Origin of the sequence: Streptomyces iranensis, from assembly GCF_017874715.1 — a bacterium.
GTDB lineage: Bacteria > Actinomycetota > Actinomycetes > Streptomycetales > Streptomycetaceae > Streptomyces > Streptomyces iranensis.
The window spans coordinates 211700-223204 of record NZ_JAGGLR010000009.1 but is presented as its reverse complement, the minus strand read 5'-3'; the positions used below and the strand labels follow the sequence as shown (position 1 = coordinate 223204).

General features: G+C 69.4%; 11 protein-coding genes. 5 read left to right on the top strand and 6 right to left on the bottom strand.

The window, feature by feature from the left end; translation table 11 throughout:
* Positions 1 to 21: 21 nt before the first annotated feature.
* From J2Z30_RS18530 to J2Z30_RS18510, 5 genes are all read right to left on the bottom strand, one after another.
* Positions 22 to 492, bottom strand: coding sequence for an RpiB/LacA/LacB family sugar-phosphate isomerase (locus tag J2Z30_RS18530; protein WP_044568215.1), 471 nt, complete (start codon positions 490 to 492; stop codon positions 22 to 24).
* A 99-nt stretch (positions 493 to 591) separates the two neighbouring features.
* Complete coding sequence (locus J2Z30_RS18525) at positions 592 to 1476, bottom strand: amidohydrolase family protein (protein ID WP_078956496.1); 885 nt, start codon at positions 1474 to 1476, stop codon at positions 592 to 594.
* A complete protein-coding gene (locus J2Z30_RS18520) occupies positions 1473 to 2264 on the bottom strand; it encodes an enoyl-CoA hydratase (RefSeq protein WP_044568214.1) in 792 nt (263 codons plus the stop codon). The genes J2Z30_RS18525 and J2Z30_RS18520 overlap by 4 nt, the downstream gene beginning before the upstream one ends.
* A complete protein-coding gene (locus tag J2Z30_RS18515) occupies positions 2261 to 3469 on the bottom strand; it encodes a CaiB/BaiF CoA transferase family protein (RefSeq protein ID WP_044568213.1) in 1209 nt (402 codons plus the stop codon). The genes J2Z30_RS18520 and J2Z30_RS18515 overlap by 4 nt, the downstream gene beginning before the upstream one ends.
* 61 nt (positions 3470 to 3530) lie before the next feature.
* Complete coding sequence (locus J2Z30_RS18510) at positions 3531 to 4415, bottom strand: NAD(P)-dependent oxidoreductase (protein WP_044568212.1); 885 nt, start codon at positions 4413 to 4415, stop codon at positions 3531 to 3533.
* Between the two features lie 407 nt (positions 4416 to 4822).
* On the opposite strand from J2Z30_RS18510, the gene J2Z30_RS18505 reads away from it, so the two are divergent.
* From J2Z30_RS18505 to J2Z30_RS18490, 4 genes are all read left to right on the top strand, one after another.
* The gene (locus J2Z30_RS18505; protein WP_209468733.1) at positions 4823 to 5554 is read left to right on the top strand and encodes a GntR family transcriptional regulator; all 732 of its coding nucleotides are present in this window, start codon (positions 4823 to 4825) and stop codon (positions 5552 to 5554) included.
* A gap of 89 nt (positions 5555 to 5643) precedes the next feature.
* Positions 5644 to 7059 carry an FAD-binding oxidoreductase gene (locus tag J2Z30_RS18500; RefSeq protein WP_078956495.1) on the top strand — a complete coding sequence of 472 codons (1416 nt, stop codon included), beginning with the start codon at positions 5644 to 5646 and terminating at the stop codon, positions 7057 to 7059.
* Positions 7060 to 7168: 109 nt separating this feature from the next.
* On the top strand, positions 7169 to 7789 hold the full coding sequence (locus J2Z30_RS18495) for a flavin reductase family protein (RefSeq protein WP_044568210.1): 621 nt from the start codon (positions 7169 to 7171) through the stop codon (positions 7787 to 7789).
* Between the two features lie 56 nt (positions 7790 to 7845).
* Positions 7846 to 8505, top strand: coding sequence for an HAD family hydrolase (locus tag J2Z30_RS18490; RefSeq protein WP_044581012.1), 660 nt, complete (start codon positions 7846 to 7848; stop codon positions 8503 to 8505).
* A 252-nt stretch (positions 8506 to 8757) separates the two neighbouring features.
* Here J2Z30_RS18490 and J2Z30_RS18485 read toward each other — a convergent pair whose 3' ends face one another.
* On the bottom strand, positions 8758 to 9630 hold the full coding sequence (locus J2Z30_RS18485; protein WP_044568209.1) for an undecaprenyl-diphosphate phosphatase: 873 nt from the start codon (positions 9628 to 9630) through the stop codon (positions 8758 to 8760).
* A 285-nt stretch (positions 9631 to 9915) separates the two neighbouring features.
* On the opposite strand from J2Z30_RS18485, the gene J2Z30_RS18480 reads away from it, so the two are divergent.
* Positions 9916 to 11460, top strand: coding sequence for an MFS transporter (locus J2Z30_RS18480; RefSeq protein ID WP_245388138.1), 1545 nt, complete (start codon positions 9916 to 9918; stop codon positions 11458 to 11460).
* Positions 11461 to 11505 lie beyond the last annotated feature (45 nt).

The window sequence follows — 11505 nt, the reverse complement described above, 5'->3', positions numbered from 1 at the left end:
TGGCCGGCCGGGGCGTCGTGGTCAGGCGGAGCGGGTGAGTTCCGCCGCGGCGTCGCGTTCCATTTCGTGCAGCTTGGCGACGCGGCGTGCGGTTGCCTCGTCGTTGTCGAAGCGGGCTCCCAGGAACGCGACCAGGGCCTCCCGTGCCAGTGCCGGGCCGATGAGCCACGCGCCCATGGCGATCGCATTCGTGTCGTCGTGTTCCACGCCCTGGTGGGCGGAGTAGGTGTCGTGACCCAGGACGCAGCGGATTCCTGGGATCTTGTTCGCGGCGATCACGGCGCCCACGCCGGTTCCGCAGACGAGGACTGCCCGGTCGGCCCTTCCGGTGCGGACGGGCTCACAAGTGGCGCGGGTGATATCGGGAAAGTCGACGGGCTGGTCGTCGTGGGTGCCGAAGTCGGTGACTTCGTGGCCGAGTTCTTCGAGGACCTTGCGTACGTGGTCCTTGAGAGCAAGGCCCGCGTGGTCGTTGCCCAGGGCGATACGCATGGGTTTCCCTTCTGGTGAGTGGGGGTGCAACGGGTGGTGTGGGCAGGTGGAACCAGGCCCAGGCCAGTGGGCTTGGATCGTGGAGGCTTCGACCGCGCCTCAGGGCTTCAGGCCGTACCAGCGCATCGCGGTGCCTCCGCGGAGGGCGGCCAGCGCCCGCTCGTCGGTGGGGAGGGCGTGGCGGGCCACCTCGGAGAGATCGTTCCAGGCGCCGCTGTGGCTGCGGTGGAGTGTGATGACGGGCCAGTTGCTCGCCAGCATCACCCGGTGGGCTCCGAAGTGACGCAGTGCGTGCGCCGCCGGGTGGTGGAGGGCGGCGGATGACCAGGTGCGCCAGGTGGTGAGGACGTCGATGCCCACGGAGAGTTTCAGTGCCAGGTTGGGTAGCCGGCCAAGGGCGGCGATACGGTCCCGCCACGGTCCCCAGACCTCGTGGTCGCCGCCGGTGGCCATGGCATCCAGCGGGGGACGGCCCAGATGGTCGATGATGACGCGGAGTTGCGGGACGGCTTCGGCGACGCCGGCGACTTGTCGGGCCTGGGCTTCGGTGACGGGGACGATGTCCCAGGCCAGGTCGGCATCGGCGAGTTCACGGAAGAGGGCGAGTGTGGCGGGGGCAGTGAGCCATTCGGCGTCGTCGCGGCCGATGAGGCACCGCACCCCGCGGATCAGGGGGTGGGCGCGCAGCTCTGCGAGGAGGGCTCGGGCCGTGGGCGGATCGTGGAGCGGAAGCCAGGCGACGACACCGCGTACCCAGGGCGCCTGGGCCGCGTACGCGAGCATGCGCTCGTTCTCTTCGGGCAGGTCGGCGGACTGGATGAGGACCGTGCCGTCGATACCGCTGTCCTTCAGCGCCGGTTCCAGGTCAGCCGGCTCGAAGTCACGGGCGAGGATGGCGTGGTGGGAGGTTCGCCAGGGCTGCGGCTGGCGGGCGCTTCGCCAGAAGTGGTGGTGCGCGTCGACCGTGAAAGTCCGGTCCATCATCGACCTTCCCAGACGGGGGCGCGCTTGGTGAGAAACGCGGTGACTCCCTCGGCGAAGTCGCGGCTGCCGTAGCACGTCGCGTACAGGTCGTCGGCGTGCGCGGGGACCGTCGTGGCCAGGACTCTGCGATCGGCCTCCTTCAGGGCGGCAAGGGTGAGGGGGGCGCAACCGGCGATCCGGGAGGAGAGCTCGGCAGCGCGCTCCTCCAGAGCCTCGGGCGGGACGATCTCGCTGACGAAGCCCGTTTCGTGGGCCTGCGCCGCGGTGATCAGTTGGGCGGTGTAGAGCGCTTGGAGGGTGCGGGAGCGGCCGAAGCCCGTGTACAGGCGGGCGAGTGCCGCGGGGGCGAGACAGTTGCCCAGGGTGCGGCCGATGGGAGCGCCGAAGGTGGCATCCGGGGTGGCCAGGACGATGTCACAGCTCGCGGCGAGGATCGTGCCGGCTCCGACGGCCGGTCCCCGCACGATGGCTATCGTGGGCATGCGGAGGGCGGCGAGACGGTCCACGGCGCGGCCCACGCGGTGTTCGTAGGCGATGCCGTCGGCGCCCGAAGTGAAGCTGGTGAACTCGCGGATGTCGGTTCCGGCGGCGAAGGCCGCCTCACCCGCGCCGCGTACTACCGTGACGCGCACGCCGTCGGCGGCGTCGATCTCGTCGCACGCCTTCTCCAGTTCGTCGTACATGGAGAGGGTCAGAGCGTTGCGCAGGCGGGGGTGGGAAAACGTGAGGCAGGCGGTATGGGTTCCGTCGCGTTCCCAGCGAACGTGTGGTTCGGAGTGGCCGGTCATCGGGGCTCCGCCGGGGCGGGCATGAGCAGTTCGGCGTTGTGCTCGCCGAGCAGCGGCGGGTGGCGACGGATGCGGGCCGGGGTGCGCCCGAGTTTGACGGGGAAGCCGAGGACGCGAGTGGGTCCTTCGACAGGGTGCTCGTACTCCTCAACCATCGCCCGGACCTTCGCATGCGGGTCGTGCGCGAGGATGTGGGCGTAGTCGAGGATGGGGCCGGCGGGGACACCCGCGTCGAGGAGGAGATTCACCGCCTCCTCGACGGTGGTGGCGGCAAGCCTGCCCTCGATGAGGGCGATCAGTTCGGGTCGGTGTTCCATGCGGGCCATGTTGGTGGCGAACCGCTCGTCCCCGGCCAGGTGCTCCAAGCCGAGCGCCTGGCACAGTCGCTGCCACAGGCGCTGGTTGTTGGCGGCGATGGTGAGGTGTCCGTCGGCGGCGCGCACCACCTGGTAGGGCGCGGACATGCGGTTGGCCGAACCGAGGCGCTCGGGTGCCTTCGCGGTGCTGAAGAACTCCGTGGATTCCCATACGGACAGGGCGAGTACGGCCTCGTACAGGGAGGTCTCCAGGTACTGGCCCTCTCCGGTGCGCAGCCGGTGGATATGGGCGCCGAGGATGCCGTAGAGGCAGAACAGCCCCGCACCGAGGTCCCCGACAGGCAGTCCGCATTTGACCGGGGCGCCATCGGGGTCGCCGGTGATGCTGATGGCACCCGCCATGCCCTGGGCGATGAGGTCGTAGCCGGGGCGCTCCGCGTAGGGACCGTACTGGCCGAAGCCGGAGACGGAGGCATAGACGATGTCGGGCTTGATCGCGCGTACGGAGTCGTAGTCGACACCGAGACGGGCCGCGACACCGGGACGGAAGTTCTCGACGACGATGTCGGCGTCCGCCAGGAGCCGGCGGAAGCCCGACTTCCCCTGCTCTGAGCCGAGGTCCAGGGTGACGCTGCGTTTGTTGCGATTGAGTGCGTGGAAGGCGGGACTGTCACGGCCGGGCGGCGGATAGCCCCAGGAGACGCGCGTCTGGTCTCCGGACCCCGGCTGTTCGACCTTGATGACGTCCGCGCCGAGGTCGGCGAGGAGCATCGTGGCGAAGGGGCCCGCCATCACCTGGGTGAGGTCGACGACGCGCACACCATCCAGGGCACCGGGCCGCGGGGCAGTACGAGCGTCGGTACGGGCGGTGGTGTCGGTGGGTGTCATTGCTGGAGTCCCCCTCGGATTCGGCGACGTAGCTGTTCGCGGGGCGGCCGCTGTGCGGGTGTCAGTTCTGCTCGGCGCTCCGGCGCTCGATGCGCTGCGCCAGTGTCTGGGCCAGTAGCGCCGCATACGGCACGGGCAGCTGGACATCGCGGGCGATGGAGAGCACGTCCCACAGGTCCTTGGACCAGGAGCGCTGGTGGCGCGGGACGCCACCGCGGTCGTACGCGGCGGCGACATCTTCGAAAAAGCCCCATTCCCGGGTGACCCAGGAGTCGCCGGTGCTGGAGCCCACGGCCCGCAAAACGGCCTCGGCATCGACGCCATACGCCTTCGCCAGGTCCAATGCCTCGTAGGCACCCGCCAGCGCGGAGAACATCATCAGCTGGTTGGCGAGTTTGGCCACCGCTCCGGCGCCCAACGGCCCAATGTGAACGGTCTCGGTGGCGATCGCCTCCAGGTAGGGGCGGGCAAGGGTCAAGGCCGCCTCACTCCCACCGGCCATGACCGTCAGTTCTCCGCGCAGCGCCCGCTCCGCGCCCCCGCTGACAGGCGCCTCGACCAGTTCCACACCGTGTGCCTGTGCCTCCTGCCCTATCCGGTGAACCGTGGCGGGCAGCAGCGTCGAGTGAAGCAGCACCAGAGAGCCAGGTGCCAGCGAGGCGAGGAGTCCCGAGTCGCCCGTCAAGATCTGGCACGTGGCAGCGTCGTCGGAGACGGCCAGGGCAACGACCGCGCATCCGGCGAGATCCTTCACACCGCCTGTCGCCGCGGTCATGCCCGTGTCCTCGGCGGCTTGCATCCGCTGCGGGTCCAAGTCGTGTACGCGGAGGGCGTGTCCCGCTCCGGTGAGCGCGCGGGCCATGGGCAGGCCGATATTGCCAAGTCCGACGAAGCCGACGGATACGGCATGCGGCCGGGCTTCGGCCGGTTGATCTCCGTGCGACATGTCCGGCACCTCAGCGGGCCGGGCCGGCGCACGAAGCGCTGGTGGACCCGTTCCGCCGCCTGGTGCGGGACCTTACGTGTCCGTCGTACATCGTGAGAAGTGTCGCGTTGTTCATGGCCATACCTTCCAGGGGCAAGTGGCACTCCAGGGCCGATCCCGGAGCGGGTGCAGAGTGTGAGGCCCGTGCGGGTGGGGGCGGTGAGGCGCGGTGGGATCGGAGCGCGAACGGCGCATCGAACCTTGACATGTCACGTCATGCAGTTGATCCCATACGAAGCGCTCCGTCTATTGTCTTCAATCGCGCTCCGTCTATTGTCTACATCGACTGGTTGGGGATAGACAAGAGTCTTGCAACACCCCGTCCACCCCAGGGAGTCGCGCCCCATCGAGGAGAATGAGGAGCGCCGATGAAACCAGCACCGAGCACCAGCCGCCCGACCGTTCAGCGAGCAGGTGCGATGGCCGGCACCCCGGCCGGCCGGATCGACCCCCCGAGCATGGTCGAGCTGATCGCGGAGGAACTGCGTCGCCGCATCCTCGCCGGTGCCCTGCGCCCGGGTGATCGTCTCGTCGAGGAGCGCCTCACCGCCGACCTCGGCGTCAGCAGGCCGCCGCTGCGCGAGGCGCTGCGCCTGCTGCAACAGGAGGGCCTCGTCTCCATCGCGCCCCGCCGCGGCGCCACGGTCATGGAACTCTCGGCCCAGGACGTGCACGAGATTCTGACCCTGCGCTCCTCCCTGGAGCGGCTCGCCGTCGAACTCGCCGTCCCGGTGAGCGACCCGTCTCTCCTTGACGGCCCGCGCGCCGCCCTCGAAGCCATGCGACGCAGCGCGGAAAAGGAGGATCGCGCCGAACTCGTCCAGCTCGGTTACGAGTTCCACCGCTCCCTCGTGATGCTCGCCGGACACCGCAGGCTGGTCGAGATCTACGACTCGCTGTACCGGCAGCTGGTCCTGTGCATGGCCATGAACCTTTACGAGCGCGAGCACCGCCATGAAGACCTGACCCTTCATGTGGAGCGCCACCGTGAGCTGCTCGAAGTGATCAGCGGTGGTGACCTGCGGGCCGTACTGGACGCGTTCGCCGCGCATGGCGAGCGATCGTTCACGGAGCGCCGGCCGGAAGGCGATGGGGGGTGACCCCGACCCTCGCCGGTCACGGTCTCGCAGCACATCGGGCGGCGGGCAGCGCGATCTCAGACGACCCGCCAGGAACAAGGAGTACGACCATGTCCGCGTCCGCGTCTCTTCCGACTTCGCTCGACTCCGCACTGCGCTCAATAGCGGGCGAGCTGCCCGCCGAGGCCTACACCACGGACCCCGACATCCTCGCCTCCTACCGCACCGACCACGCCCCGTTCTGCCCCAGTGGTATCCCCGCCGCGCTCGTGCGGCCCCGGTCGACCGAGCAGGTGGCCGAGGTCATGCGGAGAGCGTACGAGCACAGCGTGCCCGTCGTCCCGCAGGCGGCCCGCACCGGGCTCGCGGGCGGCGCCAACGCCGTGGACGGCTGCCTGCTCCTGTCGGTGGAACGCCTGGACCGCATCCTGGAAATAGACACCGTCGACCAGACGGCACGGGCCGAAGCGGGCGTCGTCAATGCGGTGTTCTCACGGGCTGTGGCCGAGCACGGACTGTTCTACCCACCGGACCCTTCGTCCTGGGAGACATCCACCCTGGGAGGGAACGCGGCAACCAACGCCGGAGGCCTGTGCTGTGTGAAATACGGTGTGACTGGCGACTTCGTGCGCGGGCTCACGGTCGTACTGGCCGATGGGACGGTCCTGCGCACCGGTCGGCGTACAGCGAAGGGGGTGGCCGGATACGACCTGACCCACCTTTTCGTCGGTTCCGAAGGCACCCTCGGCGTGATCACCGAGGTGACGGTGGCGTTGCGCCCTGCGGCTGAACGCCCGCTGACCGCTGTCGCGTTCTTTCCCACCGCTGGTGCGGCATGCGCCGTCGTGCCCGACTTCATGGCGGACGGGGCGCGCCCCAGCCTCCTCGAGTTCATGGACCGTCCCACGATGGACGTCGTTTCGGGCTACCAGGACCTCGGTTTCCCCTCCGACGCCGGGGCGATGCTGATCGCCCAGTCCGATCGAGGAGAGTTGGCGCGCGGGGACCTGGAACGTTTTGCGCGGATCGCGGAGTCGCACGGCGGCGAAGCGCTGGTCGCCACGGACCCGGCCGAGGCCGAACTCCTGCTCCAGGCACGGCGCCTCGTGGGCATCGCCACGGAGCGACTCGGCAGCTACCTCGCCGATGACGTGTGCGTACCGCGCCGCAGACTCGCCGAGATGGTCGAGAGGCTCCCCGCGATCGCCGAGCGGCACGGTGTCCGTGTCACCACCGTTGCGCACGCCGGTGACGGCAACGTGCATCCCCATGTTCTGTTCGACCGGAACGACGAGGGCGAGGTGCAACGGGCCCACGAGGCGTTCGGAGCGATCATGGACCTTGGCCTGGCCCTGGGCGGCACGATCACTGGCGAGCACGGAGTGGGCCTGCTCAAGCGAGACTGGCTCGCCAAGGAACTCGGACCGGCTGGACTGCGCGTCCACCGCGAGGTCAAGGCGGCCCTGGACCCACGGCACATCCTCAACCCTGGAAAGGTCCTGGCCGCAAGCGGGACGCGACGCTGATCAACGGCCGGGTGCGACGACGACCGGCCGGGAGACGCGGCCGCTGCGGGCCCGGGATGGGATCGATCCCTCGTTGGGATGTGCTGCCGCCTGCGCGGATACTGGGCGCATGCGTATTGACTTCGACCCCGAGACCATGGGCTCCACCCCCTTCTACAAGCTGCTGACCTCGGTCATCGTGCCCCGGCCGATCGCCTGGGTGTCGACCGTCGGCCAGGGCGGTGCCGCGAACCTCGCCCCGCATTCGTTCTTCACCGTCGCGGCCGTGGCTCCGCCCGTCGTGCAGTTCACCTCCGTGGGGCGTAAGGATTCACTGCGGAATGTCGAGGACACCGGGGAGTTCGTGGTGAATCTCGCTCCCGAGGGGCTGTTCGAGCAGGTCAACGCGACCGCGACGGACTTTCCGCACGGGGTGAGCGAGTTCGAGGCGGTGGGGGTGGAGCAGGAGGCGAGCTTGCGGGTGAAGCCGCCCCGGGTGGCGGGGTCGCCGGTGGCGTTGGAGTGTGTGGTGCACAGCACGATGGGGCTCGGGAACTCGACGGTGGTCTTCGGGCGGGTGGTGCATGCCGTGATCGACGACGAGGTGATGGTCGACGGGCATGCCGAGGTCACCAGGCTGCGGCCGCTGTCCCGGCTGGGGAAGAACGAATGGGGCACGGTCGGTGAGGTGCTGGATCTCGCCCGGATCCGTTACGCGGACTGGGAGGGCCGGGGGCCGGAGAAGGCGTGAGGGCCGCGGGCCACGGGAGAGCCGCGGGCCACAGGAGACAGGAGAGGGCCGTGGTGATGGAGAGCGTGGTGTTCGATATCGGCTCGACCCTCGTCCGTGAGGACCGCTACTGGGGCTCCTGGGCCGACTGGCTCGGGGTGCCCCGGCACACTCTGTCCGCGCTGGTGGGGGCCGTCGTGGCGCAGGGGCGGGACGACGGGGACGCCATCCGGCTGCTGCGGCCGGACGGCGTGGACATCGACGCCGAGCGTCGGGCGCGGGAGGCGGCGGGGCGGGGGGAGCGGCTGGACGAGTCCGATCTGTACCCGGATGTACGGTCCGCGCTCGGCGCGCTGCGGGAGTCCGGGCTGCGGGTGGTGCTGGCCGGAAACCAGTCGCTGCGGATGGGGGAGCTGCTGCGGGGAATGGAGCTGCCGGTCGACGCCGTGGCGACGTCCAGTGGATGGGGGGTCGTCAAGCCCGATCCGGCATTCTTCCGGCGGGTGCTGGAGCTCGGCGGCGCCGCGCCGGGGGACACGGTGTACGTGGGTGACTACCCGGCCTTCGACATCCGCCCGGCGAAGGCCGCCGGGCTGCGCGCCGCGCATATCCGCCGGGGGCCGTGGGCGTATCTGTGGGCCGATACGGCCGACGCGGCGATGGCCGACTGGCGGATCGACTCGTTGAGTGAGCTGGTGGAGATTGTCGCCGGACCGTCGGGGCCATCGTCCCCGTAAGGCCGCAGCTCAGGGCAGGGGTGTGCGCTGGGTGAGGAATTCACACCCGGTGTGATGCGAGTGCTTGCATATATCTACCGCACACCCTTCCCTGGCGCCCTGTATGGCGCTTGACTCGTCCCATGCCGCTCAGGGGGCGCCAGACCTGAGCGAAGGGGCCGCCGGACTCCTCCCTCCTCGGCCGGCGGCCCATCTCCCTGCCTGTCCGGGGGATGTCCGAGCGGATGCCCGAGCGGATGTCCGAGAAGTGCGTCAGCCTGCCGACTCGGCCGCGTGGGCGCTCAGCACACCGAAGCCGATGAGCGCGAAGAGCGCGATGCCCAGCAGGATCCGGTAAATCACAAACGGCATAAAGCTCTTGCTTGAAATGAATTTCATGAACCACGCGATCACCACATAGCCGACAATGAAGGCGATGACCGTCGCGAAGATCGTTGGGCCCCAGTCGGTATGGCCCTCTGAGGCGTCCTTCAGCTCGAAGGCGCCCGAGGCCAGCACCGCCGGCACCGCGAGCAGGAAGGAGTAGCGGGCCGCGGCCTCTCGGGTGTAGCCCATCAGCAGTCCGCCGCTGATCGTGGCGCCCGACCGGGAGACGCCCGGCACCAGCGCCATCGCCTGGCAGACCCCGAATATGAGCCCGTCCCGGATGCTCAGCTCCTGGAGCGTCTTGCGCTGGCTGGCGACGCGATGCCGGCCGCCCGTCTCATCGCGGGCCGCACGCCGGTCCGCGAAGCCCAGCACGACGCCCATGACCACGAGGGTCGTGGCTATGAGCCGCAGATCGCGGAACGGACCCTCGATCGCGTCCTGGAGGGTGAGCCCGAGCACGCCGATGGGCAGCGAGCCGACGATCACCAGCCAGCCCATCTGGGCGTCGTGGTTGCCACGCCACTCCTTGCTGAAGAGCGAGCGGAACCAGGACGACACGATCCTGACGATGTCCTTGCGGAAGTAGATGAGCACCGCGAGCTCCGTGCCGATCTGGGTGATCGCGGTGAAGGCGGGCCCAGGGTCGTTCCAGCCGGCGAACGCGGCCGTGAGCCGCAGATGGGCGCTGGAGGAGATCGGAAGAAACTCAGTCAACCCCTGGACCAGCCCGAGGATGAATGATTCAAACCACGACATTGAGTCTTCGCTATCCAAGGCTGATCGTGCGCTGCTCGGTCCCTGGTCTCAGATGTCCAGGCATGACCGATTCAGGCGGGGCGGTCAGTGGGAAGCCGACCGTCGAGGATCAACGGCCGGTCGTGGGGGCAGCGTAGCGTCCCCGGCTGCGCGGCCCATCAAGGGCCTGGTCAGACCATCGGTTCAGCGCTTTGACCTTGGGTACTCGGGGCTCGGCCGCCCGGCCGCGGGCGCCCGGTGAGGATCAGCCGTGGACAGCCGTGGACAGCCGAGGAGCCGAACCGTATGACCGCGATCGGGCACGACGGAGGACAGGGCGGCCGACGGGACGGGGCCGGGGGCGGCGCCGGGAACGGGCCGGGCGGGACGATCACCACCGAGGTCCCGGCGCGGCTGGACCGGCTGCCCTGGTCACGCTGGCACTGGATGATCGTGATCGGCCTCGGCACCGTATGGATCCTGGACGGTCTCGAGGTGACCGTCGTCGGCAATATCGCCGGCCGTCTCTCCGAGCCCGGCAGCGGGCTGCCCATCACCGACGCGCAGGTCACCGGGATGGCAGCGGCCCTCTATGTGGCCGGGGCCTGTACCGGGGCGCTGGTCTTCGGCTGGCTCACCGACCGCTACGGCCGCAAGAAGCTCTTCCTCATCACGCTCGGGGTCTATCTGGCCGCCACCGCGCTCACCGCCATCTCCTTCTCCGTCTGGTGGTTCTTCCTCTTCCGCTTCCTCACCGGCTTCGGCATCGGCGGCGAGTACGCGGCCATCAACTCCGCGATCGACGAGCTGATCCCCAGCAAGTACCGGGGCCGCGTCGACCTGGTCATCAACGGGAGCTTCTGGCTCGGCGCGATGGGCGGCTCGCTGCTCTCCGTGCTGATGCTCAACACCAGCTTCTTCGCGGTGAACGTCGGCTGGCGGCTCACCTTCGCCCTCGGCGTCGTCCTCGGCCTGGTCATCCTGCTGGTCCGGCGGAACGTCCCCGAGAGCCCGCGCTGGATGTTCGTCCACGGCCGGGCGGAGGGCGCCGAGGAACTGGTCGCGGCGGCCGAACGGCGGATCGAGGACGAGACCGGGCGGCGCCTCCCCGAGCCGGACAAGGCCATCACCATCCGCACGCGGAAGAGCACCGGTTTCATCGAGATCGCCCGGACGCTCTTCCGGGCGTACCCCCGGCGCGCGTTCCTGGGGCTGGCCCTCTTCATCGGGCAGGCGTTCCTCTACAACGCCATCACCTTCGGCTTCGGCTCGATCCTGGTGAAGTTCTTCGGCGTGCCCAGCGGCAACACCGGCTACTACTTCGCGGTCATCGCCTTCGGCAACTTCCTCGGGCCATTGCTGCTGGGCAGGCTCTTCGACACGGTCGGCCGCCGGCCGATGATCTCGGGGACGTACATCCTCTCCGGTGTGCTGCTGTTCATCACGGCCTGGATGTTCGGCAACGGCTGGCTCAACGCGACCACGATGACCGCCTGCTGGTGCGTGGTCCTCTTCTTCGCCTCGGCCGGTGCGAGCTCGGCGTATCTGACGGTCAGCGAGGTCTTCCCGATGGAGACGCGCGCTCTGGCCATCGCCTTCTTCTACGCCATCGGCACGGCGGCCGGAGGCATCAGCGGTCCGCTGATCTTCTCGGATCTGACGGCGAGCGGGGTCGTCGCCGACACCGCGCTGGCCTTCTCCATCGGGGCGTCGCTCATGGTCGCCACCGGGCTGGTCGCCGTCTTCCTCGCGATTCCGGCGGAGCGGCGTCCGCTGGAGGACATCGCCGAGCCGCTGTCCGCCCGCGCGGCGGCCACGTCGGCCTCCGCCACCGGACCGGCCGGGGGCTGACGGACCCCGGCCCGGTCAGCCCACCGGGTCCGGTCAGCCCCCGGG